Source organism: Salinithrix halophila (assembly GCF_042650125.1).
Classification (GTDB): Bacteria; Bacillota; Bacilli; order Thermoactinomycetales; family DSM-45169; genus Salinithrix; species Salinithrix halophila.
The window spans coordinates 528,201-551,032 of record NZ_JBHSAP010000007.1; the positions used below are offsets into that span (position 1 = coordinate 528,201).

The 22,832-nt window shown below is 51.5% G+C and carries 22 protein-coding genes; 7 read left to right on the forward strand and 15 right to left on the reverse strand.

Translation table 11 applies throughout. The features are described 5' to 3' along the window. Positions 1 to 73 precede the first annotated feature (73 nt). From ACFOUO_RS04675 to ACFOUO_RS04685, 3 genes are all read left to right on the forward strand, one after another. Entirely contained in the window at positions 74 to 718 is a 645-nt protein-coding gene (locus tag ACFOUO_RS04675) for a MerR family transcriptional regulator (RefSeq protein WP_380702647.1), read from the forward strand. 73 nt (positions 719 to 791) lie between these two features. Next, on the forward strand, positions 792 to 1,064 hold the full coding sequence (locus tag ACFOUO_RS04680) for a DUF3055 domain-containing protein (RefSeq protein ID WP_380702649.1): 273 nt from the start codon (positions 792 to 794) through the stop codon (positions 1,062 to 1,064). A gap of 49 nt (positions 1,065 to 1,113) precedes the next feature. Beyond that, complete coding sequence (locus ACFOUO_RS04685) at positions 1,114 to 1,392, forward strand: hypothetical protein (RefSeq protein WP_380702651.1); 279 nt, start codon at positions 1,114 to 1,116, stop codon at positions 1,390 to 1,392. 33 nt (positions 1,393 to 1,425) lie between these two features. Here the strand turns inward: ACFOUO_RS04685 and ACFOUO_RS04690 are convergent, their stop codons facing one another. Further along, positions 1,426 to 1,773 carry a YutD family protein gene (locus tag ACFOUO_RS04690; RefSeq protein WP_380702653.1) on the reverse strand — a complete coding sequence of 116 codons (348 nt, stop codon included), beginning with the start codon at positions 1,771 to 1,773 and terminating at the stop codon, positions 1,426 to 1,428. 195 nt (positions 1,774 to 1,968) lie between these two features. Between ACFOUO_RS04690 and ACFOUO_RS04695 the strand changes: the two genes are divergently transcribed. Further along, positions 1,969 to 2,622, forward strand: a complete 654-nt coding sequence (locus ACFOUO_RS04695; protein ID WP_380702655.1) for a YhcN/YlaJ family sporulation lipoprotein — start codon at positions 1,969 to 1,971, stop codon at positions 2,620 to 2,622. A gap of 61 nt (positions 2,623 to 2,683) precedes the next feature. Here the strand turns inward: ACFOUO_RS04695 and lipA are convergent, their stop codons facing one another. Then, positions 2,684 to 3,571, reverse strand: a complete 888-nt coding sequence (gene lipA / locus ACFOUO_RS04700; protein ID WP_380702657.1) for a lipoyl synthase — start codon at positions 3,569 to 3,571, stop codon at positions 2,684 to 2,686. Positions 3,572 to 3,819: 248 nt separating this feature from the next. Here lipA and ACFOUO_RS04705 point away from each other — a divergent pair, with 248 nt between their 5' ends. Beyond that, positions 3,820 to 4,860: a M23 family metallopeptidase gene (locus tag ACFOUO_RS04705; RefSeq protein ID WP_380702659.1), complete on the forward strand. Its 1,041-nt coding sequence runs from the start codon at positions 3,820 to 3,822 to the stop codon at positions 4,858 to 4,860. A 25-nt stretch (positions 4,861 to 4,885) separates the two neighbouring features. Here the strand turns inward: ACFOUO_RS04705 and ACFOUO_RS04710 are convergent, their stop codons facing one another. The 4 genes from ACFOUO_RS04710 to ACFOUO_RS04725 form a co-directional block, all read right to left on the reverse strand. Then, positions 4,886 to 4,993 (reverse strand): MetS family NSS transporter small subunit, encoded by a 108-nt coding sequence (locus tag ACFOUO_RS04710; protein WP_380702661.1) that lies wholly within the window; start codon positions 4,991 to 4,993, stop codon positions 4,886 to 4,888. Between the two features lies 1 nt (position 4,994). Continuing rightward, a complete protein-coding gene (locus tag ACFOUO_RS04715) occupies positions 4,995 to 6,506 on the reverse strand; it encodes a sodium-dependent transporter (protein WP_380702663.1) in 1,512 nt (503 codons plus the stop codon). A gap of 965 nt (positions 6,507 to 7,471) precedes the next feature. Then, complete coding sequence (locus ACFOUO_RS04720) at positions 7,472 to 7,711, reverse strand: glutaredoxin family protein (RefSeq protein WP_380702665.1); 240 nt, start codon at positions 7,709 to 7,711, stop codon at positions 7,472 to 7,474. A 128-nt stretch (positions 7,712 to 7,839) separates the two neighbouring features. After that, positions 7,840 to 8,787: an MBL fold metallo-hydrolase gene (locus ACFOUO_RS04725; protein WP_380702668.1), complete on the reverse strand. Its 948-nt coding sequence runs from the start codon at positions 8,785 to 8,787 to the stop codon at positions 7,840 to 7,842. Positions 8,788 to 9,005: 218 nt separating this feature from the next. Between ACFOUO_RS04725 and ACFOUO_RS04730 the strand changes: the two genes are divergently transcribed. After that, positions 9,006 to 10,640 (forward strand): SLC13 family permease, encoded by a 1,635-nt coding sequence (locus ACFOUO_RS04730; protein WP_380702670.1) that lies wholly within the window; start codon positions 9,006 to 9,008, stop codon positions 10,638 to 10,640. Between the two features lie 129 nt (positions 10,641 to 10,769). On the opposite strand, the gene ACFOUO_RS04735 is transcribed toward ACFOUO_RS04730, so the two are convergent. From ACFOUO_RS04735 to yunB, 9 genes are all read right to left on the reverse strand, one after another. After that, a complete protein-coding gene (locus ACFOUO_RS04735) occupies positions 10,770 to 11,525 on the reverse strand; it encodes a MerR family transcriptional regulator (protein ID WP_380702672.1) in 756 nt (251 codons plus the stop codon). A 132-nt stretch (positions 11,526 to 11,657) separates the two neighbouring features. After that, positions 11,658 to 12,572, reverse strand: a complete 915-nt coding sequence (nikC, locus tag ACFOUO_RS04740; RefSeq protein WP_380702674.1) for a nickel transporter permease — start codon at positions 12,570 to 12,572, stop codon at positions 11,658 to 11,660. 5 nt (positions 12,573 to 12,577) lie between these two features. Beyond that, positions 12,578 to 13,588 carry an ABC transporter permease gene (locus tag ACFOUO_RS04745; protein ID WP_380703257.1) on the reverse strand — a complete coding sequence of 337 codons (1,011 nt, stop codon included), beginning with the start codon at positions 13,586 to 13,588 and terminating at the stop codon, positions 12,578 to 12,580. A 104-nt stretch (positions 13,589 to 13,692) separates the two neighbouring features. Continuing rightward, positions 13,693 to 15,309, reverse strand: a complete 1,617-nt coding sequence (locus tag ACFOUO_RS04750) for an ABC transporter substrate-binding protein (protein WP_380702676.1) — start codon at positions 15,307 to 15,309, stop codon at positions 13,693 to 13,695. Between the two features lie 93 nt (positions 15,310 to 15,402). Then, a complete protein-coding gene (locus ACFOUO_RS04755) occupies positions 15,403 to 16,380 on the reverse strand; it encodes an ABC transporter ATP-binding protein (RefSeq protein WP_380702678.1) in 978 nt (325 codons plus the stop codon). Then, on the reverse strand, positions 16,346 to 17,362 hold the full coding sequence (locus ACFOUO_RS04760) for an ABC transporter ATP-binding protein (RefSeq protein ID WP_380702680.1): 1,017 nt from the start codon (positions 17,360 to 17,362) through the stop codon (positions 16,346 to 16,348). Before ACFOUO_RS04760 ends, ACFOUO_RS04755 begins: the two co-directional genes overlap by 35 nt. A 145-nt stretch (positions 17,363 to 17,507) precedes the next feature. Then, positions 17,508 to 18,503 (reverse strand): DMT family transporter, encoded by a 996-nt coding sequence (locus tag ACFOUO_RS04765; protein WP_380702682.1) that lies wholly within the window; start codon positions 18,501 to 18,503, stop codon positions 17,508 to 17,510. Next, positions 18,500 to 19,732: a 5-aminolevulinate synthase gene (gene hemA, locus ACFOUO_RS04770; protein ID WP_380702685.1), complete on the reverse strand. Its 1,233-nt coding sequence runs from the start codon at positions 19,730 to 19,732 to the stop codon at positions 18,500 to 18,502. The genes ACFOUO_RS04765 and hemA overlap by 4 nt, the downstream gene beginning before the upstream one ends. Positions 19,733 to 20,194: 462 nt before the next feature. Further along, complete coding sequence (yunB, locus tag ACFOUO_RS04775; RefSeq protein ID WP_380702687.1) at positions 20,195 to 20,926, reverse strand: sporulation protein YunB; 732 nt, start codon at positions 20,924 to 20,926, stop codon at positions 20,195 to 20,197. Positions 20,927 to 21,238: 312 nt separating this feature from the next. On the opposite strand from yunB, the gene ACFOUO_RS04780 reads away from it, so the two are divergent. Then, positions 21,239 to 22,741, forward strand: a complete 1,503-nt coding sequence (locus ACFOUO_RS04780) for an FAD-dependent thymidylate synthase (protein WP_380702689.1) — start codon at positions 21,239 to 21,241, stop codon at positions 22,739 to 22,741. The last annotated feature ends 91 nt before the right edge of the window (positions 22,742 to 22,832 follow it).

A 22,832-nucleotide genomic window follows, 5' to 3' on the forward strand; every position in this document is an offset into this window, starting at 1 on the left:
TGTCGGGGGGGAAGGATTCCGCAAGGACTCCCCGAACTTGTGGGTAATACCAATTCCAGGGAGGTTATTTCAAATGGTCGAAGAGGCGCGTATATCCACCCGGGAGGCCGCCCAACGCCTCCACGTCCACGCTCGCACGGTCCGAAAATGGATCGATTCCTTCGAAGAGTATATCGCTCCCGAGGTGAATGACCGTGGCCACTATATGCTGACGGAAGAAGGGTTTCGTCGGCTGTTGGATATCCAGCAACGACTTCAGGAAACCAACAAATCGATGCGGCAAATCCGCCAGGATCTGCTGAAAGAAGGAAAGTGGGAGGTGGAACGCGTCTCCGAGACAGCCCCTGCGGCGGATGAAGAAGCTCCAAAGATGCCCTTCGGCAATGACTACCCCATCCACCGCCTCATTGGTAGCCTGGATGAGATCGGAGAAATGATGGAAACCGTCTTTACCCGCCTGGACCAGTTGGAGGATCATGTTTTTACCATGTTTGATGTCATGGAAGAATTGGAAACCAAGCTGGTCAACCAACCTCGCCAGAGTATGGTGCCATCCACAGCTGTTCAACAGATGGTTGAAGAGATCGGTAAAAAACAGGAACAACTGCGGGTAGAATTGCGAAATGCCACCTTCGCCCATCGGTTGGCTTCCGCCGCCAACGAAAACCAACTCACCCCTCGCCGCCAAAAGCGGGCCCGATTCCTGGGCATTTTCTGATTATATCATGCCGGTCGGAAAGCCTAAATCATGTATAATGAAGAGGAAACGTTGAACAAAGGGGAAATTCCATATGTCCAACGAAGACCTCTTTTTTTTGTATGACGATGCCGAGGAAACCAAAACCCGGTTTGTCAGTTTTGCTGGCGAAACCTGCCGGTTCGATCTGGGTATCACGGTCACGAACCGTTTTTACGGCAAACTCATTGTGTTCAATATCCAATCCAACCGTTTTGCCATCATCGGACAGGATGACCTGGAAGAACCGGGCTATCTGGAACATGTGTATGGAATCGATGAAGGAGAGGCAGAAGAACTGAAGCAATTCCTTTATACCCTCTTCTAACTCGTATAAGCCCCTCTGTCTCGGTACAGATTAGGGACGAGGTGATCACATGATCCGACGCAGGAACACCCGTTACAATGACGTGGGGACAGTGGAATCCCAGCGCAATGAACTCGTCCCTGAAGAGTTCCCCGAAGGTCCTTACGGGGCGTCTACGAATGAAGACGTACTGGGGAAAGAATCCCCCTGGCGGGCGTCTCAGCACGCCGGCCCCCAGTTCACCTATGAAATGAGACAATTCCACGAAGGGATTCCCCGGCAGGTGCCAGGCAGCCATCCTACCCATGATGATCCCGATCGGGACGAAGAACTCAATCAGGAACCCTAATAAAAAGCCAAGGGCTCGAAGCCCTTGGCTTTTTCATGGGCGACTGCTTCCCGCTTTCCGCTCCCGTGGCCGACCTCTCTTCTCCCGCGGAGGCTGGTTCGGTTTATTAAGGCGGTGTAGCACAAAATACGCGCAGCCGAAATTACAGTATTCATGGAGATATTCCTCAAAATGGGTAATCCGTGTTTCGCGAGTGGCTCGCGGGTGCTGATCGGAAAAAAATCCCTTTAAACGCAATTGGCCGTAACCCCAGTCCCCAACGATATAATCATACTTCGCTAAAACCTCGCTGAATCGTTTGCTGAATGCTTCGGGGTTCCAACCGTTCTTGTGGTTCTTGATCAGTTCATAACTGTTTCCCTGAATTTCAAAGCGGCTCATGTCGCTCAACCTCAGATTTCCTATTAATATCGAGCGGGGAAGCTGCCCCATATCAGTCGGGGCAGGTTCTTATCGTTATGTTACCATATCGGACCACCTTGGTTCACTCTCCCCCATTTCGGGAACCTTGGCAAAAAATCCTTCTTTTTACCCCATTTCCACTGGGGATGCTAATCACAGGAGGTGAACCGATCAATGAAACGAATAGCAGGTATCCTCGCTGTCCTTCTGCTCGGATCCACGGCTTGCACGCCTGCGGAACGACCGGATGACGGCTATGATGAATCCCTTTACCGAAATGATAACCGAAAAGGGGTCGATTTTATCCGACAACAGCGTCCCCAAGGAAGAGATTACAACCAGGTCGGCTTCGGGCGGCAAAAAGGCAACGAATTATACAACGCCACGGACGGGGGTGCCGTTCCTGGCCCGGACGTCTATATTGACCGGAACGTTCTGGCTCGTCAGATCGCTTTTCTTACAACGAAGCTGCCCCGAGTGGAGGATTGTTCGGTAATCGTCACGGATGACCAAGTTTTGATCGGCGTCAAGGGAAACGGAAAAAGAGTGAGTCGCAAAACCCTGTATGAGGCCAAACGAACAGCTCTCAGCCTAACTCCCCGCTACTACCATGTTCATGTGACAGGTGATCCAAAGCTTCGAAACCGAATCAATCAGATTGGCCAACGTACCCTGGGGACGCCTGAAAAAATCGGAACACAGCGAAAAGAAATGGAACGGCTGGTCGACGAGATGAGAGACGGCGCTCCACCCGACATCAATCGCCTGTTCGATAAGGATAACCGGAGGGACAAAATCATCGAAAATCAAAGGGTGAAAAACCGCTAAAAGATAGGGAAACGAAGAAGGAAAACAGCCCCGTTCCGGGAGGAACGGAGGCTGTTTTTAACTACTGAGCGGCTGCTGTTGATTTTGCTGACTTCACTTGCTCGTGTGCATGGTAGGAGCTTCGTACCAGGGGACCCGACTCTACATGATCAAAACCACGTGTAAGTCCTTCTTCCCTCAACCGAGCGAACTCGTCAGGTGTGTAGTATTTCTCGATATTCAGGTGTTTCTTCGTTGGCTGCAGATACTGCCCGATGGTCATGATGTTGCAGTCGACATCTCGCAAGTCATCCATCGATTCCAGGATTTCATCCCAGGTCTCCCCGACTCCAATCATAATGCTGGATTTGGTGGGGATTTCAGGTTGCATCGCTTTGGCCTGTTTTAGGAGCTCTAAGGAGCGAGGATATTTTGCCTTGGATCGAACACGGTCCGACCGACTGCGGACGGTCTCAATGTTATGGTTCAGAATATCCGGTCGAGCGTCCATCACGGTTTGCAATGCTTCCCAGTTGCCTTGAAAATCCGGAATCAGCACTTCCACGCTGGTGAAAGGATTCCGTTTGCGAATGGCTTTGATCGTGGCGGCAAAAATCGCAGCTCCCCCGTCCTGCAAATCATCCCGGGCCACTGAGGTGACCACGGTATGTTTCAGTTTCATCTGTTCCACCGCTTCCGCCACCCGTTCCGGCTCCTGCCAGTCCAGCTCCGTGGGAAGACCGGTTTTCACTGCACAGAATCGGCAGGCCCGTGTACAGATATCCCCCAGGATCATAAACGTAGCCGTGCGATGAACAGCCCAGCATTCATAGATGTTGGGACATTTTGCCTCTTCACACACCGTATGCAGAGTCTTCCCCCGCATCATTTTTTTCAATTCGCGGTAATTCTCGTTCACCCGCAATTTTGTTTTAAGCCATTCCGGCTTTTTCTTATGTTGATAAGGCAATGGATACCCTCCTTCATTGCTGCCTGTTCTCTTCCCGGTCAACCTTACATGCCCACTGATATCATATCACAAATCACCCTTTTTACGTCGGGATCAGCAAACGGGCAACGGATTCGAAAGTTTCTCGCAACTCTGTTCAGGAGTTTACCCTCAAAATCTGTGGTTCATGTGCTCAAAAAGATCATGAAAAGTTGGAAGGGGAGACAAACTATTCGTACGCAACCGAAACAGAAACGGTGGGTTTGGATATGGGAAAAAAAATCATGGCTTATCTGATCGTCTTCGCTATGCTTGCTGGATCTTTCCCCTCTTTTGCCCAGGCTGGATCCAATCCTCCGGTCGACGAGGACGCCGAACGACAGCAACTGCTGGAGAGGATGGAGACATTAACAGGGGTACCTTGGGCTTATCTGGCAGCGGTGGACCAATACGAACGAAATATCCAGCGAGTCCGGAAAGACTTGAATAAACGTAAAGGGTTGATTGCAATCGCTGTTCCATCGGACAAGTGGTGCGGATCCATCAACCCGGATCAACAGGATGTCATCCCTGAGTCAATCCGTTTTTTCGGCGGAATCGGTATGGACGGCAACGGGGACGGCAAAGCCGATCCCAAGGACCCTTTGGACGTGCTCTATTCGATTACCCGTTTTCTCCGGGAACGAGGTTTGTCACGGAACGATATTCGCATCGGGTTATGGGATTATTATCAACATCCGGTCACTGTGGACCTCATCACCCATTTGGCCAAAATCTATGAGACCTTTGATACGATCAAACTCGATAAACACGCCTTCCCAATCCCTCTCCGCTATAATTACACATACCACAACACCTGGGGGGATCGAAGGGGTTTCGGTGGGCTTCGCATCCATGAAGGGACGGATATTTTCGCCGACTATGGAACCCCCGTCCTTTCCACGAGTTACGGCTATGTTGAATTAAAGGGATGGAATCGTTTTGGTGGATGGCGCTTAGGAATCCGCGATGGGAAAAATAATTATCATTATTTCGCTCATTTGGCCTCCTATCGAAAGGGGCTAAAAAAAGGCGACATCGTCAAACCCGGTGATGTACTCGGCTATGTCGGCTCCTCGGGTTACGGCTCCCCTGGAACTTCAGGTAAATTCCCTCCCCACCTTCATTATGGAATCTACAAATTCAACGGCCGCACCACTTTCTCCTTTGACCCTTACCCCTACCTGAAAGCATGGGAAAGGAAGGCCTACAAAAAACTCCGGGAGGAACGAAAGAAAAAACGGGCTTCCCAACGAAAAAAGACCCGCTAAGCGGGCCTTTTTCTCTGATCAGTTATTAAGAATCGGTACGACTATTCTTATAAGCCAACCAAAGGAAGTAAGCGAACCCTCCCCAAAGTCCGATGGCACCGATCAAGAACATCACCCATGCTCCTGTTCCCATGTTACGCGCCCTCCTTTATTTTGCCCGAGATGGAGTCTTCCTCTTTCCAACGAGCTGCTTGCAAGAGGAATCCACCGATCAGTGTGGCAAACAACGCACCCCAGCCCATGGAGATCAGGCCACTGTAAGGGAAACCTCCATAAGGAGCTTTGAATTCATCGATGATGTTCAGCCCTGCCATTACCAGCAACAAGGCCGGGGTCAGATATTTAACGCAGATGATCCACCAGGAACCAATATGAACATCGGATACGTTGTTAATGTGAGCCCGCATATTGTTCGCTTCTTTAGCAAACCAGGCTGTCGCCACAGTCATGAAGAATCCACCGATCAAGAGTCCATAATTGTTGAGGAAGTGATCGATCACATCGAGATAGTTGAGACCGCCTTTCGTGGCGTAAAGAATGCTGACAAAGGCGGAACCGCCGACAATCGTATTCACTGCAGCGTTCCGGCTGATGTTAAATTTATCCCGGATAGCGGCAACACCAGGCTCCAGCAGGGAGACGATGGAGGTCAACCCGGCAAAGACCAGGGAGCCGAAGAAGAGAACCCCAAACAGGTCGTTGAGACCTGGGAACTGGTTGATAATCTTCGGGAAAACGATGAATGCGAGACCGACGCCTCCAGTGGCCACTTCATCTACGCCGATACCCTGCTGTGTAGCAAGGTAACCAAGAGCACCAAAGACACCGAGGGCTGCCATGAACTCAAAACCGGAGTTCCCCAAGGCGGCGATTAAGCCACTGTTGGACAGATCCGTATCCTTAGAAAGATAGCTGGAATAAGTGAGCATCGTCGCATAACCGATGGAGAGGGAGAAAAAGATTTGCGAGTAGGCCGCAATCCAGACTTTAAAGTCACTCAACGCACCGAAATCGGGGGTGAGCAACACGTTCAAACCAGCGGAGGCCCCGCTCAGTGAGACCCCCCGGATCGTGATAATGATCATCATCACGATCAAGATCGGCATCAGAATTTTGGTCAGACGCTCGATTCCTTTGTGTGCCTGTTGCCGCATAACGAAGTAAATAAAGGCCCATAAAAGAAAGACAGGGATTAAGACTTTCCACTGAATGCCGCCAATATTCCAGAAAGAGTCGGTGATGCCCAGATAATTGTTGAGGAAGAATTTTTCCGTGTCTTTCCCCCACTGGGTACCGAAGGAGAAATACGTATAGCTGAGCGCCCAGCCGAGGATTATCATATAATAGGTGGAAATGGCGAAGGCGAGAAGCGCTTGCCACCAACCGAGCCATTCAAATTTCTTGGATAGTCGACGGTAGGTGAGCGGGGCAGAGCCCTTAAAGCGATGTCCCAAAGAGTACTCTAGGAGCAGGATCGGGATCCCCGCCGTCAACAGCGCGAAGAAATACGGGATAAGGAAGGCGCCGCCTCCGTTTTCATAGGCGACATAAGGATAACGCCAAATGTTACCCAGTCCAATAGCCGAGCCAACAGCCGCAAAAATGAACCCGGCTCTTGAAGCCCACTGTTCCTTTGCTTGATTCATCATTTTTCCCCCTTGAAAAAAAAGACTGTGATACGACAAGCTTGCATTGTCGCCTTACATATATTCGACGTTTTCAGAATTAATCCTCTGTTTTGATCTTTGGGACAGGCAAAAAGGGTTGGGCTTTCTTTGCCTAACTGGTGGAAAAACCACCGATAATATCGCTATTTTCAAACAACAGATGGAAGAGCGGAAAATGATGACTTCGTGTCCTCTTATACGGAATCCGCTTTTTGTGTTTTTGTTTCACATCCCTCCCTTGCAGTAAGTCCTCCTCGCGGATCCTGGTGAAGATAGTCGAGGTAGGAAGGCGTCCATCATTTGGAGTTTGTACATTCCGAAGCTCGACGCCAGCCACTGATCGAGTAAGCACGGCGCCGGGGAGGTGAGGATGAACACAGCAAGTTGGAGGCCCTCTCGATCCCCCGTCTCACTCCTTTATGCAAAACTGTAAAAATGGCCGGTCACGGTCAGCACATGAGGACAAAATTCGTGGCAAATGAAAAATAAGATCAGCATCTTCCGCCAACCGAGCCATTGCAACATTTTCGACCATGGCCGAAAAGCATAAGGAGCTGAGCCCTGCAATCGATCACCGGAATCCCTTCAGAATAAGGACTCCCATACCAGCAAGGCTCCAACATACGGAACCAGAAAGGCCCTCCCGCTAACGAAAAAACCATCTTAGCACTCCACTATTCTCTTCCCAGATAGCTTAAACCCCCTGATTTTGTCGCGATGATAAGTGCGGATAAGCGTGAATGGTTTGACAAATCCAAATGACTGACTCTCTTTTTTAAGAAATTTTACCCCAAAAGCCATGGCTTTGTCTACATATTTGGACATATTCCATTCATAAATTAGAGGAACTTATACCACATATCGGTAAATAGACCCAAAAAAGCCCGCCTCTCGACGAGCTCATCCCGTGTGAACTTTCTCTCTCGCCATTGAAAGAGGGAGGCTCAGGTGCGGGACGCCTTTTCCAATTGTTTGAGAATCTCAGCCGGTTGCAGGCCGTGAATCGGCTCTCCATTCACCAGCGTGACCGGCACACCGAGGAAGCCCATTTCTTTCACCTCTTCCAGATACTCCGGTCGGCTGTTACAATCCCGCACTTCGAAAGAGACCTGATGATCCTTCAAAAACCGTTTGACTAGGTTGCATTCCATACAATGCGGTTTAGAGTAAACAATCACTTCCACCCCTCCGTGCACCTCCTTCCGATCCTTGTGATTTGTTCGCTTCATAAATAGAGATTAGGGTGACTCTTTGGCCCCGACCAAATCATATCCCTGCTGAATGTAGAATGCAAAGGGAATTGAAGGACCGGTCACTCTCGTTTCGTATTCCAATAATGTTCAAGCCCCATGGCGCAGACGCTTAAATCGAGGTACAGGATTTCAAACAGGGGGTTCTCTTCCGGGACGCCTCGTTCTCTGAGTAGCCGCTGATAGCGTTCTTTCAACCTCTTTTCGATGCCCTTGCCCCCCTCACCACGGGTCATTGCTTCCTTGGCGTCATCCATGAAGTCATCCAACCCTCGAAGGACTTGGCAGTAAGCCTCTTCCGGATTCTCCAACATGCCAAAATGCCCGAAGAAGAGCCGTTCTGGCCCCAAGATACGGAATTTACCGATCGATTCCCGCATCGCTTCCGGATCAAACTGGTTGGGGGAGGTAGAAGGTAGGCAGAAGGTAAATCCGTACTCTTCTGTCTGGCTGTAGTGGATACCCGCAGTATCTCCTGTAAAAAGTCCCATGGATCCGGAATCGAAAATACTGAAGTGATGGGCGGCATGACCCGGACTGTCGATGAATCGCAATATGCGGTTCTTCCCGATCGCGAGCGTCTGATTGTCTTTCCGTACGAAGATCCGTTCTTCTGGAATGGGTACCACCGGATCGAACAGCGGCTCAAAATGATCCCCGTATACCATCCTTGCACCCTGGATCAGCCGGGAGGGGTCAGCCAGATGACGCGCCCCCCGGGGATGGACGACGACCCGTGCGTTCGGGCAGCTCTGCAAGAGAAGGCCCGCTCCGCCAGCGTGATCCAGATGAATGTGGGTGACGATAATATTTTTTACCACATCGGGGGAGTAACCCAACTCCTCCAGTCCCTTCAGGATGTAAGGAACCGAGGGGCTGGGACCTGATTCAATCAGGGTCAGCTCCTCTCCTTCCAGTACATAGATCCCCGTCCGGCCCGGCAGGCCCAAGTCATAACCCTCGATCATCTTGGTGTTAAATCCCCAATCATACAAGCGAGTCGGCTTCATATGCGCCTCCTGTCCCAGGTTTTCGCCCATTGGATTTCAGGCCATTCATAATCGTCCTCTCCATCTTACCTCATGCTTCCTTTTCCGGGAAAGCGCATACTTATCCGAATAGATCCCATATTACATCGATTTCCCTTGACAGCCACCTAGATGCTGGGTTTTTATGGTTATCGAAAGCGCAAGCCTCTATTGATTTTCTTTTGAAAAGGAGACGAAAAATGAACCCTTGGCAACAGATGTGGAACCAAATGTGGACATGGAACCATGAACTGAAAGCAACACTCCGGCTGGCGGCTGGCATGGCTTCCTCTTCTTCAGGAAGAAGAAGCCCGGCTGAGAAGCAATCGGAAACGGGACGTCCACCCTTTTACAGCCGAAGGCAAAGAGCCGGTCTTCTTCTCGGGCCCTTCCTGTTCCTGCTAACCCTTCTTGTTTTCTCTCCTGAAGGAATGTCCCCTGCTGCCCAGAAGGTGCTTGCCTGTACCCTGTGGATTTCCGTCTGGTGGATCACCGAAGCGATTCCCATACCCGCCACCTCTCTTCTTCCTATCATTCTATTCCCGTTGACAGGAGCGCTGGAGATTGGAGAAACTACCTCCGCTTACGGGGATCCAAACATTTTCTTGTTCTTGGGCGGTTTTATGATCGCCCTTACCATGGAGAAATGGAACCTGCACAAGCGGATGGCTCTTGGGATCATCTCCAGGATTGGCACCCAACCACAACAACTGATCCTGGGGTCGATGGTAGCCACCAGCTTTCTATCCATGTGGATCAGCAACACTGCAACAGCAATGATGATGGCTCCCATCGGAATGGCCGTAACCGAACATTTCGCTGCGTCTAAAAAGAGCGGGAATTTACCCAAAAATGGGAAAGATGATTTCCCTTTCGGGACTGCGATGATGTTAGGCATCGCCTATTCCGCGTCTATCGGAGGGCTGGGTACCCTGATCGGGACACCCCCCAACGCCATTTTCGCCGCTCAGGCGGAAAAATTGTTTAATGTGGAAATCTCCTTTGCCACCTGGATGCTCTTCGGTATACCACTGGTGGTGGTGATGTTGGCATCCACATGGTTTTACCTTGTCAAAGTGGCTTACCCGATGCCTATCAAACCCATCTCCGGCGGACGCACGATCATTCAGCAGGAAAAGAACGCACTCGGGAGGATCAGCCCTGAGGAAAAGGCCGTTTTGACCGTGTTCATCCTAACCGCTCTCTCCTGGATGACTAAGGATCTTCTTCTGAAGAAAATGCTCCCCGGTATCGACGACACGGTGATCGCCATCGGCGCCGCCCTTCTCCTGTTTCTGATTCCCTCCCGAAGGAAACCAGGCCAGTCCCTCCTTGACTGGGATACAGCCAAGAACATCCCCTGGGGCATCCTCCTTCTCTTCGGGGGCGGCCTAGCCCTAGCAGCAGGCATCACTCGTTCCGGGTTGGACAAATGGATCGGTGAGCAGCTTACGGTCCTCTCCGGCCTGAACATTCTACTCATCCTTGTGGTGGTGATCACCTTGGTTAACTTCCTGACGGAAGTCACCTCCAACACGGCCACTGCGACCATGATGTTCCCGATTATGGCTGCTTTCGCCGTCACCCTCGGTATCCATCCCTATGGACTGATGGTACCTGCCGGCATTGCCGCTTCCTGTGCCTTCATGTTACCCGTTGCTACTCCACCCAACGCCGTGGTCTTTGCCTCGGGTTCTGTCCGCATCGGCCAGATGGTGCGAACCGGCCTCTGGCTCAATCTTGTCTCGATTCTCCTCATCACGGTTGCCGTCTACTTCCTGCTCCCGGTAGTGTGGGGGTTCGACCTCATGAGCCCTTTGAAGGAACCGGCATAAAAAAAGGAACCCGCAGGGGTTCCAAGGTTATTGACAAACTCCGAAGCAGGGGTGGAGGGCCGGATTTCCGACTCTGTGGTACAGGAAGGGACTTTCTTAGCAGTCTCGGAACCCGCAGGGGTTCCTTTTTCATATACCCTGTTGCTTCTTATAGATCTCCAACGCCCGGTTGATAAATGCCTCTTCCTCGGCCGTATACGGTTTGCAAAAAGGGCCATCGTCAGCCTGATAAGATTGGTTGAGCCCCTCCCGGATTTCTTCGTCCCCCATCGTGAATTCCTCGATCAAATTCCACCAACGGCGTGCGATGTCTTGGCCTTCGGGTGCGGCGGGGTCCTTGCCTTCGGCTACGGCTTTTTTCATGTCGGCAATGGCTTCGTTCCAACGGGCGGCGTCCTGCAGGGCATCTTCTTCGGAATACGTTTTCTGTCGTTCCTCCAGCTTTTTTACCGCCTCGTCGGAGTAATATTTTTTCCACCAATCTTTCTTCTCTTCCATCTGGATCACCCGGATCACTTGAATAATAGATTGCCAGTCCGGTTCACCCCCAGAGCTCAGCTTCTCGATCCATTCAATCGCTCCGATCACGCGATCGATTTGCGCCCGACGATCCTTCAGCATCTCTTTCTGAACGGCGAGGGATTCCGTCAGGCTCTCCGGCCCCACTGCCTGGCATTCACGGATTTCTTCGAGGCTGAGGCCGAGAAATTTCAAAGCGAGAATCTGTTCCAGCTGCACGAGGTCAGCATCGGTATAAAGCCGATGTCCCGCTTCACTGGTGCAGCTCGGGTTTAGCAAGCCCACCCGGTCGTACCATCGCAGGGTACGAACGGTGACTGATGCTTTAGCAGCGAATTCTCCGGTCCGGTAGAGTTTTCGATCCAAGGTGTTCCCCCCTTTCCAACTCCAGTGTAAAAGATGACGTAACGTCACCTGCAAGCCTTTTATTTTTGAAAAGGGGGTTACTGAGGTTCTTGACAAACCCTGAGGTGTAAAAGGACTTTGTCAGCAGGCTCGTTACTGTTTCATTCGTGGATCCAACAGATCCCGAAGACCGTCCCCCAGCAAGTTGAAGCCGAGGACGGTAAACATAATCGCTAATCCAGGGAAAATCATCGTCCAAGGAGCGGATTGGATATACTGGCGGGAATCCGAGAGCATCTTTCCCCATTCGGGATCCGGGGGTTGGGCCCCGAGCCCGAGAAAGCCAAGGCCCGCTGCTTCGATCACCGCAGTAGCGAAGTTGAGGGTGCCCTGTACCATAATTGGCGTCCAGGAGTTGGGCAGGATGTGTTTGAAAAGAATCCGTCGGTCCTTCATCCCGATCGCCTGCGCCGCCATCACAAAATCTTCTTGCTTGACAGCCAATACTCGGGATCGCATGAGGCGGCCAAAGGTAGGAATATTGATAATGGCGATCGCGTACATGGCGTTTTCTAGGCTGGGGCCAAGCATAGCCACGATGGCAATCGCAAGGAGAATCCCCGGAAATGCGAGTAGAATGTCGAAGAGACGAGAGATCACCACATCCAGCCAACGCCCATAGTATCCCGCCAACAGCCCCAGCAGCGAGCCGACCACGATGGAGCCGGTGACGGCGAAAAAACCGACCCACAAGGAGATCCGGGCACCATTGACAACCCGGGCAAAGATATCCCGCCCCAAATCATCGGTGCCGAACCAATGCTCCGCCGAAGGAGACTGCAACCTCGCATCCGCATCGACCTGGTTATAGCCGTAAGGCAGGAGTAACGGACCAACCAAGGCAATAAAGATAACAACCAGGATAACACTGGCACCGATTACGGCAGATTTATGTTTAAAGAAGGATCGCCAGAGATCTTTGACCGGGCTGTCCAACCTCTCATTCTGTGGGCTTTCCGGTAATGGATTTGGGGTTGGGATAGATGGGGGTACCGATTGGGTCGACATGGGAATCACTCCTTCCCGTATTGGATGCGTGGATCTACAAAGGCGTACAATAGATCGACGATCAGGTTAATCATGACAAAGATAAAAGCGATCACGAGGATGCCGGATTGGACCACCGGGTAGTCCCTGCTGTTGATAGCATCATAGACATAACGACCAATCCCGGGCCAACTGAAGATTGTTTCCGTCAGGATGGCTCCGCCCAGAAGCAGGCCCATTTGCAGGCCAAAAACCGTCAAAATCGGAATAAAAGCATTACGCAAGGTATGCTTATAAATGATGAAAAACTCCCCTACCCCTTTAGCCCGGGCGGTCCGGATATAGTCGGAACGCATCACTTCCAGCATACTGGAACGGGTCATCCGGGCGATATAGGCCATTGGGATCGTTCCCAGGGCAACCGCGGGCAAAACAATCCTGCTGACGGAATCTTCGAAGGCCGTCATATCCCCCTGGAGTAAGGAATCCAGTAAATAAAAATGCGTGATCGACTCAAATCCCATCCGGGGATCGATTCGTCCCTGGGAGGGGAACCAGTCCAATTCCTGGGCAAAGAGCCACTGTTCCATCAGGCCGAGCCAAAAAACAGGGATCGAGACTCCGACCAGAGCGATGACCATCGCCAAGTAATCAAAGCGGGTATTATGTTTCCATGCAGCCAAAATTCCCAAATTGATCCCGAAAAAGACAGCGATCAACATCGCGGCAAAAGCCAGCTCCATGGTAGCGGCAAGATAGGGACCAATCTCCTCTGCCACCGAGGACTTAGTTATAAAGGATGTGCCCAGATCGCCAGTCAACAGTCCTTTGATATAACTGAAGTATTGGATGTAAAGGGGTTTGTTCAACCCCAAGCTCTCTTGCAGTTGGGCAACCGCTTCCGGTGTAGCCTTCTCCCCTAGAATCGCTTTGGCCGGGTCGCCGGGGATGGCGTGAACGATGGAAAACGTAATGATAGACATCCCGATCAGAACCGGGACCAACATCAAAAGTCTGCGGATCGTATAGGCGAACATGGCCGTTTCACCAACCTTTCTTCTTCGAGACAACAGGCGGGATCACCATATAAAGATGGAAAAGAGCGGCATTGCATTCGGCAACGCCGCCCTCTGCCCCTTCATCATTTCTGGATATCCACCTTGACCAATTTATCGTTGTTGATCGGATGGGTGAATTTCCCTTTTACATAGGACTGGGTGGCAATTCCGGGAGTCGAATGGACCAGCGGTACCCACGGCGCGTCCTCTTTGATGATTTCCTGTGCCTCTTCATAAAGTTTCGTCCGTTCTTCCCGATCGGTGCTGCGCTGGGCTTTGATCAGCTTATCGTGGAGCCGGTCACTTTTGTAGAAGGAGATATTCCCGGCATCCGGGGTACGGGTGTTGTCTTTATCAAGCAGCACGTAGAGAAAATTGTCCGGATCCCCATTATCTCCGCTCCAGCCAAGGAGGGCTGCTTCGTGTTCGCCTTTACCGGTTTTTTCAAGGTAGGTTTGCCAGTCATAGGAAACGATCTTCAGATCGACACCGATTTTCTTCCAATCAGACTGAATATATTCCGCCACCTTGCGGCCGTCAGGCATGTAAGGGCGTGGGTCACTGGGGGCATAAAGCTCCAATTTAAATCCTTTTTTATATCCGGCTTCCTCTAGAAGCTTCTTTGCTTTATCCAAATCGAAGGGATAATCGTTGATCTCTTTATTGAAGCCCCAGATGGATTCCGGCATCGGGTTTACCGCAGGGACGGCGAGACCAGCATAAACACTCTTGATGATCGCTTTTTTATTAACGGCGTGGTTAAGCGCCTGCCGTACTTTCTTCTTCTTCAGGGGCGTATCCTTACTCACATTGAAAGCCAGATACCCAACATTCATCCCTTGCTGCTCATGAAGGACCAGCTTATCGTTTCGCTTTACCGTCTTAGCGTCGTCTGGGTTCAGACCGTCCATAATATCAATTTCCCCGGATTGAAGAGCGGTGAAGCGGGCACTGTTATCCGGCATGGATTTAAAGATCACTTTGTCCAGCTTGGGTAACCCTTTTTGCCAATAATCCTCGTTTTTGGTCAACGTGATGGTGTCATTCTTCTTCCACTTTTCCAACTTAAAGGGGCCGGTGCCCACCGGGTTTTTATTTAACCCCTCGGGATCCTTTTTGATCGCTTTGGGAGAGGCGATGGAGAAACTGGGCATAGCTAGGTTCGCCAAAAATGGTCCCTGGGGTTCCTTCAGCTTGAACGCAACCGTATATTCATCCACTGCGTTAACGCTTTCAATAATGTGCCCCTTGTCCCCTTTGTAGCCGCCGAACATATAGCTGTAGTAAGGGAAGTCTCCGCCTTTATGGTAGGGATTTTTCTTATCCATCCAACGTTCGAAGTTCAAGACGACAGCATCAGCGTTAAAATCGCTTCCGTCATGGAACTTAACGCCTTTTTTCAACTTGAACGTCCAGGTCTTCTTATCCTTGGAGGTCTTCCAGCTTTCGGCGAGGGCCGGTTCCACTTCGGTGTTGTCCTCTTTGTAGTCCACTAACGTTTCGTAGATATTCTTGGTCACCTTCATCGACTCGCCATCCGTCACCTGAGCCGGATCGAGGGACTTGGTATCGGCCCCGCGGCCCCAGATCAGCGTTTTTCCATTCCCCGCCGCATCGTTATTTCCGCCGCAGGCGACAAGGGTGGAAGCGATTACAAAAATCAATGCGAGTACAACGATCCCGGATATTCGTCCATTCATCGGTCGATTGACCCCCTTGAGTTCGAAATGATCTTGCCGTCGCCCAGAGGGCGATTTTTATCCACTTCCAGGCAACACCTCCTCATTAAAATCTCAGGCATCCATCAGGTGACAAGCTGCAAAATGGCCGTCTCCGTGATCTCTGAAATCCGGGCGCATCTCCCGGCAGATGTCCATAACATGAGGGCAGCGGGTGTGGAAGGCACATCCCTTGGGCGGGTTGCTGGGGCTGGGGACATCCCCGGTAAGGATGATTCGCTCCCGCTTCGCCTCGGGATCGGGGACCGGCACAGCAGATAGCAACGCCTGGGTATAGGGATGGATCGGACGCTCGTAAAGGGTATTCCTGTCGGCAAGCTCCACCATTCGCCCGAGATACATAACTCCTACTCGGTCACTGATATGACGGACCACGCTCAGGTCGTGGGCAATAAAGAGATACGTCAGATCAAATTTCTCCTGTAAATCCTCCATCAAGTTAAGAACCTGAGATTGGATCGATACATCCAAGGCGGACACCGGTTCATCCGCTACGATCAATTTGGGGTTTACCGCCAACGCACGGGCGATGCCGATCCGCTGGCGCTGTCCGCCGCTGAATTGATGCGGATAACGGGCGGCATGGTAGGAATCCAATCCCACCACAGATAAGAGTTCCTTCACCTTTTCCTTTCGTTCCCGGCGATTTCCAAGCCCATGTACCTCCAAGGGTTCTGCTATCGCCTCTCCAGCGGTCTTGCGCGGGTTGAGGGAGGCAAAGGGATCCTGAAATACCATCTGCAGCTCCCGCCGCATCCGGCGCATGGCTTCTCCAGAAAGGCTGGTCAACTCCGTTCCTTCAAATTGCACCGAACCTTCCGTCGGCTCTTCCAAGCGAAGGATACTGCGCCCGGTAGTGGATTTTCCGCAGCCGGATTCCCCCACGATACCGAGGGTCTCCCCCTTTTTTAGGTCGAAGGAAACACCATCCACCGCTTTCACAGCGCCTACCTTCCGGCTGAACACCCCGCCTCGGATCGGGTAGTATTTCTTTAGGTTACGAACTTGAAGCAAGGCCTCGGGTGTCACCATCCGTATCCTCCTTATCTCCGTCATGAAGCCAACACCTACTGATGTGACCTTCTGTACAGCTGAAAAGAGGTGGTTCCTGTTCCAGACAAGGCTGGAAAGCATGTTCGCAACGCGGGGCAAACCGGCAGCCTTCTGGCATCCGCCTCGGGTTGGGGACATTTCCCGGGATGGAATAAAGGCGCCCACCCGGCCTGTCCAGTTGGGGAATGGATTGGAGAAGACCAACGGTGTAAGGATGCTTCGGCTCCCGGAAGAGGGTCTTTATATCCGTCTCTTCTACCACCTGCCCTGCATACATCACCACCACTCGGTCACACATTTCCGCCACCACCCCCAAATCATGGGTAATTAATAGGATGGCGGTCCCCGTTTCTCGGTTGAGACGGCGCATCAGATCCAGGATCTGAGCCTGAATGGTGACGTCCAATGCCGTGGTAGGCTCATCGGCAATCAGCAGTTTGGGCTCGCATACCATCGCCATGGCGATCATCACCCGTTGCCGCATCCCTCCCGAGAGTTGATGGGGATATTCATCCAAGATTCCTTCCCGGGAAATACCCACTTCCTCGAGAGCCTCCAACGCTCGTTGCCGGGCCTCTTTCTTCCCCATCTTCCGGTGTTGGCGGATCGCTTCCTCCAACTGGTTACCGATGGTGAATACTGGGTTGAGAGAGGTCATTGGCTCTTGGAAGATCATCGCGACCTCATTTCCCCGCACTTTCTGCCAGTCCTTCGGTTGCAGTCGAGTCAAATCACGCCCCGACAGGCGGATTCCCCCTGCCTCCACCTTGCCGGGAGGTTGAGGGACCAACCCCATCACCGATAGAGACGTCACACTTTTGCCGCAACCGGATTCTCCGACCAAGCCGACGATTTCCCCTTCCCCCACGGTGATGTCTACTCCGTCCACCGCCTTCACGACCCCTTTATCCGTGTGAAAATGCATCCGGAATCCTTCAATTTCAAGTAATGTTTCAGCCATGAAGACACCTCAAATCTGTAAAAAGTTCGGGTGATCGAATGGAATGAATGATATGAAAACTCCTGTGAGTGTTTATATTCGATAAAGATTGACAAAATCCTTTCAAGATTAAGCTAATGGATGTTTTTTACAAAGAAAAACCACCCTATCGGTGGTCTGTTCCATGACGTTCGATCTTCCTATCTCTCTCGGTTTCTGCTCCCGCGGCTGTTTCCACCGCTCCCCCTTGCAGTGCCGGGTAGGATCTCCGAGGAAGAACCGATCTCGGCGATGGCAGCCGAACGCCTAAAGCGATTGCCGCCCCTATACAGCCGAGGAGGCACCCGAACAGTAAATAGAGCGTTGGTTTCGAGTCCCCGATGATAACGGAGGCAATCCCACCTACAGCAGGAAAAAGCGCGACCATATAGCTACTCAATGCCGCACCGATTTCCTCAACCAGCTTCAGGTAAAACATCCATGCCGCAAAAGATGCCACGACGGTAAGATAAACCAATGCACCAAGATACGAGACCGACATAGGCAAGTGAAAGCTCTGCCCCTGGAAGGCACAAATGACAAGCAGAAGCAATGCCGCCACGACAAACCCCACGCTATTTGAATAAATCGGGTTAATCCTGTGTCGTGCGTTCCGAGCCGAGCTCGCATCACCGACCGCTGTCAGCACGGTGCCCAAGAGGGCAAGCCCTATTCCTTTTAAATCGGTTGTACTTGAACTTCCTTCCAGCAAGGGGTAAATCAAGATACAAACACCCGTGAAGCCGATCACGCCACCGAGCAGAATTCGAGGATGCAGACGATCACCCAGGAATATGCGGAGTGCGATCGGTGTTAAAACTGTCTTCAGGGAAAACAACAGCGTAACCAAAGCAGCAGAAATCCAAATCGTCGCATAGTACAGACACAGATAACTCAAAGCGAAGTTGCACACCCCAAAGGTAACGAGCGGCCAAACGTCTTTGCGAGAGGGCTGACCCGTGGGACGGATCCCCCACGCGAAGACGAGAAATATCAAGGCAGCCCCTACCAAACGATAGCTCAATGACACTTCAAGGCTGACGGGGGTGCCTTGTATCTTGACTGCAATAAAATTCAGCCCCCATACCACGAGGCAAAATCCATACATCCATATGACTCTCATGCGTATTCAGCATCCAACGAAGAGGCAAACGGAATGTCAAAGTGTTGGAAAACTTCCGTCAAGGCATCGATCAGGAGTCCAATCTGTGCTTCCGTGTGATTCGGTGTAACGTTGACTCGAAAACGTTCGGTACCGACAGGGACCGTCGGCGAGTTGATCGGCTGCAGGTAGACATGATGCTGTTTAAGCAATCGCTGGGCCGCAGCCTTACATTTTTTCGCATCACCTACCAGCACGGGAAGGATATGTGTTTCACTCGATGGCATAACCGGAATGTGTGCCTGAGTGAGAGCTTTTCTGAGTATGTCGGTTTTGCTGTGCAGGGCGTTCCGCTCCTCATCCGAGGATTTCAAGTGTTCCACGCTTGCATGGCAAGCAGCGACAACCGCCGGCGGCAGCGAGGTCGTAAAGATAAAACCCGATGCAAAGGAACGAACGGCATCGATGAGTGACGATGAGGCAGCAATATACCCGCCAATCACGCCAATCGCTTTTGCCATGGTTCCCTGAATAATATCCAAGCGATCCGCAATACCCCGTTCTGCAGCGATTCCTGCTCCGCGTGGGCCGTACATACCCGTTGCATGCACTTCATCAAGAAAGGTTAGGGCGTTATATTGCTGAGCAAGCTCTGTAATCTTTTCGATGGGTGAAATATCACCGTCCATGGAATAGACCGACTCAAATACGATGATTTTTGCTCGATCCCGCGGTTGCGCAGCAAGCAACGCCTCCAAATGGTCGACATCGTTATGCCGGAATATCCCGCGTTCAGCTGGAGTGCTTCGTATTCCGTTGATAATGGAAGCATGGTTCCGTTCGTCAGAGAGTACGATGCAATTGGGGAACAGACGTAACAAGCATTGCAACGTCGCATCATTCGACCCGTAACCAGTCGGGAAAACCAATGCGGCCTCTTTGCCATGCCAGTCAGCGAGTGACGATTCCAGTGCAGCATAATGATAATGGGTCCCTCCGATGTTTCGTGACCCGCCTGAACCGGCACCGAACAAACGGATGGCTTCATGCATCGCCTCGGTTACGGCAGGATGCTGAGACATTCCCAGATAGTCATTGCTGCACCAGACAACAACGGGTTGTGCATCATCCTGACCGTTCAACAGAGCCAAAGGGTATTGACCGCGTATCCGGTTGATCGTAATGAATTCGCGGTACTGTCCGCTTTCTTTTAGCGCAGTGAGCTTCTTATTAACCATTTCTGCATACATCATAGAACCTCCCGGAATTTTTACTACCCCCAATGACTCTCTATATTCCAAAAATATACATATAGATACCAAAAAAAAGAAGGAATAACCCTTGAAAGAAAATCCCTTCAAAAAAAAGCATACAAGCATCACGCTGATCCAACCAATTTCTCAAGCGAAAAAGCATCTTCCCGAAGGGTAAGTAGCATGAAAAAGACCCCAAGCTATCATTACCAGCATTATACCGACAATTATAATTGTTACGTCAACGAAAAGCACCTTTCTATTTGATTATATAGTTATATGGACCAAAAGGTCAATATAACCTCATGTTATTTTATTTTTACCGTTTTGTGTATTTTTCAATGAAAAGTTCAACTAAAAAACCAATGGTTTAAGGGGCCGCTCTTTTTCCAGCGCGACCCCTTATCTTATCTAGGGAGATGGGTAACCATCATCCACTTCAGCTGTAACCCAAAACTTTTAATCAACCTGAATAGGGGGGAGCACCGGCATCGGTTGATTTCCGGGGGAATTCTGCTCTCCTCCCGTGTTTTTACCCGGCTTCCCTTTTTGGATACTGCCCCCCATGTCGTTGTAGTAATAGAAACGGGGCACCTCGCCTACCACTACCGCCTGGGCAACAGGAATTTCCGTGTCGAGGGGCACCATTTCTTCTGTAAAGGGTACCACCACTTCCATCTCGACGTGGATTTCCATCATGAGAGTGATCGACACGGTGTTCACACCCGCCGACTCCATCCGGGGTACAAGCTCCACCTGCGGTGTTCCTTTGGGCCAGATCTCAATAGGGATCTCCGGTCCGTAGCTGGCCAGAATGTTGTTCTGCATCGCCTGACCCAGGGTAACCCCAATGTCTTTGCGGTTTAATCGGTGAAGCACTTCCTGCATGCGGGAGGTCGTCCGTTCATACATCCTCCACCGCTTCTCCTCGTCAAACTGAACGGATCGGATGGCCCCATTTTTGTCTTTGTCCACTTTCATGATTCCGTTCAGCTCATTACCTGCCTTCACTTGTTCCCTTGCAGCCTCCAACACCGCCTCGTTGGCGATCTGTTTCACTTTCATTCGAGCGATGTGTACCAGCGTGGGCTCCAGATTCTCTTCCAGTAACCAGATGACTTGAAAGAGGAGGCCAAACAGGAGGGCGAAGGTCAAAAACCAAATACCGCCCCTCCTGCGAAAACGGATCAACGACTGTCTCCTACGGACCTTCCACCGACGGAACCCCACTCTGGCGCTCCTCCTTCCCGTTCATTCGGTGAACGTCATCAAGGACCTTACCGATCTACCTTCCCAAACCCATTTTATGAGCGGCTTATCCAATCCATGTTTTTGTTTTGAGCTTCACGCCACCTTGAATGAGACAAATGTATTTCCGTTAAGGGAAATCTCCTGAACCTTCCACGCTCTTTTTTTTGTTTGATATCCACCCCAAGCCCATTCCTTGATAGAATAGGAGAAGTGGAATCGACACGGATCATGAGGAGAACGGAGGACAACTTTATGAACTACCCTGGAGAGCGAACGGTCGACCTTACCCGCTATGTATCCAATTTGGATAAAAACGTTTATGCGATTTTCAACCTTCCCGAAGAAGTGATCGCGGTCATTTTTGCCTATGTAAGCCGCAGCTCCGCCGGCTTTCGGGAAAATTTGGCCAAGCTTCTGGCTGATGATGAATTGGGAGTGAGCGGATCTGCCGGAGGAATGGCTACCGCTTATTCAGAAAAAGCGGCCCGTTTTCACGAGAAATGGGTCGTAGGCTACGGCCACTCTAGCGTCGCGGAACACGCCGTTGCCCACCTGGGCGTTGAAAAAATCAGCCGACTTGCGTCGGCGGAGTTGGAACTAGCCAATACCTTCAACAGCTTTACCGAATACAGTCAACGCTACCAACGGCCGGAACGGGGACAATTCTACACCCCCCCGGAACTAGACAAGGATGGGGAGACCCGATCGGCCTATCTTCGCCACCAGGAACGCGCCTTTGATACCTATGAATCCCTGCTGAAGGGATTGATCCCCCATCTAATGGAGAAGATGCCCCGGGAAGAAGGGGAAAGCGACAAGCGGTTCCGCTCCCGTGTGGAGAAAATCGCCTTCGAAGACGCCCGTTACGTCCTGACTCTAGCCACCTGTACCAGCCTCGGGTTGACTGGTAATGGTCGCGCCCTACGGGACACACTGGTGCGCCTTCTCTCCAGCCGCCACAGGGAATCACAGGAGCTGGCCCGGAGCATGGAGCGGGAAATCAGCCAGGTGATCCCTACGCTGCTGAAACATGTCCGACCCAGTGATTATCTAGCGGAGTGCCGTACAGCCCTTGCCAAGCAACCAGCTCCCGCCGCGGATCGGCACCTGCGAGGCCACGCTTTTAACGGCCCCCGTGCTCGTTTCGTCGACTTGCCTGACTACGACACCGCCCTCACTCGTCTAACCATTCAGCTACTTATAGAAAGGCATGGGCTCTCCTACCGAGCCGCTGAAACCGAAGCACAAGGCCTATCCCGATCGGATAAAGAAAACAGGGTAGATGCTGCTCTCTCGGGGCTACGCTTCTTCGACAACCCACTAGACGCGTTCCGCCACCTGACTTACCATATGGAAATACAACTGTCGGAAGCCAACTGGCACCAACTCCTGCGCCACAACCGGGGCACGAGCTTTACCTACGGAGAACCGACGGTTAACTTGGGATATACGGTTCCACCCCACATCCAGGAGGCGGGATTGACAGAGACCTTCACCCGGTTGATGGAAGAGGCGGATCAGCTGACAGAACAGATGCAGAAACGCTGCCCCGAAGCTGCCCCCTATTGTGTCACCAATGCCCACCATCGGCAGGTGACAGCTACTGCCAGCCTATGGGAGCTCTATCATCTCATCAATCTACGTACCTCCCCCGAAGCCCAATGGGATATCCGGGCCGCTTTCGAACAGCTGAGCGCTCAATTGGAGGCGAACCATCCTGCCCTCATTCGCCAAGCAAAACGGCGGCTGGTATGAACTCAAACAAGCGATGGGCCCTTAGATGGGGTCCGTCGTTTTTTACTATCTCTCTTTACAAATAATTTACATTATTTGTTCATTATTTTCT

What these genes read in the sequence shown, in the direction of transcription:
- ACFOUO_RS04675 (WP_380702647.1), top strand. Translation starts at nt 74, where the DNA reads ATGGTCGAAGAGGCGCGTATATCCACCCGGGAGGCCGCCCAACGCCTC.
- ACFOUO_RS04680 (WP_380702649.1), top strand. Translation starts at nt 792, where the DNA reads ATGTCCAACGAAGACCTCTTTTTTTTGTATGACGATGCCGAGGAAACC.
- ACFOUO_RS04685 (WP_380702651.1), top strand. Translation starts at nt 1,114, where the DNA reads ATGATCCGACGCAGGAACACCCGTTACAATGACGTGGGGACAGTGGAA.
- ACFOUO_RS04690 (WP_380702653.1), bottom strand. Translation starts at nt 1,773, where the DNA reads ATGAGCCGCTTTGAAATTCAGGGAAACAGTTATGAACTGATCAAGAAC.
- ACFOUO_RS04695 (WP_380702655.1), top strand. Translation starts at nt 1,969, where the DNA reads ATGAAACGAATAGCAGGTATCCTCGCTGTCCTTCTGCTCGGATCCACG.
- ACFOUO_RS04705 (WP_380702659.1), top strand. Translation starts at nt 3,820, where the DNA reads ATGGGAAAAAAAATCATGGCTTATCTGATCGTCTTCGCTATGCTTGCT.
- ACFOUO_RS04710 (WP_380702661.1), bottom strand. Translation starts at nt 4,993, where the DNA reads ATGGGAACAGGAGCATGGGTGATGTTCTTGATCGGTGCCATCGGACTT.
- ACFOUO_RS04715 (WP_380702663.1), bottom strand. Translation starts at nt 6,506, where the DNA reads ATGAATCAAGCAAAGGAACAGTGGGCTTCAAGAGCCGGGTTCATTTTT.
- ACFOUO_RS04725 (WP_380702668.1), bottom strand. Translation starts at nt 8,787, where the DNA reads ATGAAGCCGACTCGCTTGTATGATTGGGGATTTAACACCAAGATGATC.
- ACFOUO_RS04730 (WP_380702670.1), top strand. Translation starts at nt 9,006, where the DNA reads ATGAACCCTTGGCAACAGATGTGGAACCAAATGTGGACATGGAACCAT.
- nikC (WP_380702674.1), bottom strand. Translation starts at nt 12,572, where the DNA reads ATGTCGACCCAATCGGTACCCCCATCTATCCCAACCCCAAATCCATTA.
- ACFOUO_RS04745 (WP_380703257.1), bottom strand. Translation starts at nt 13,588, where the DNA reads ATGTTCGCCTATACGATCCGCAGACTTTTGATGTTGGTCCCGGTTCTG.
- ACFOUO_RS04750 (WP_380702676.1), bottom strand. Translation starts at nt 15,309, where the DNA reads ATGAATGGACGAATATCCGGGATCGTTGTACTCGCATTGATTTTTGTA.
- ACFOUO_RS04755 (WP_380702678.1), bottom strand. Translation starts at nt 16,380, where the DNA reads ATGGTGACACCCGAGGCCTTGCTTCAAGTTCGTAACCTAAAGAAATAC.
- ACFOUO_RS04760 (WP_380702680.1), bottom strand. Translation starts at nt 17,362, where the DNA reads ATGGCTGAAACATTACTTGAAATTGAAGGATTCCGGATGCATTTTCAC.
- ACFOUO_RS04765 (WP_380702682.1), bottom strand. Translation starts at nt 18,503, where the DNA reads ATGAGAGTCATATGGATGTATGGATTTTGCCTCGTGGTATGGGGGCTG.
- hemA (WP_380702685.1), bottom strand. Translation starts at nt 19,732, where the DNA reads ATGTATGCAGAAATGGTTAATAAGAAGCTCACTGCGCTAAAAGAAAGC.
- ACFOUO_RS04780 (WP_380702689.1), top strand. Translation starts at nt 21,239, where the DNA reads ATGAACTACCCTGGAGAGCGAACGGTCGACCTTACCCGCTATGTATCC.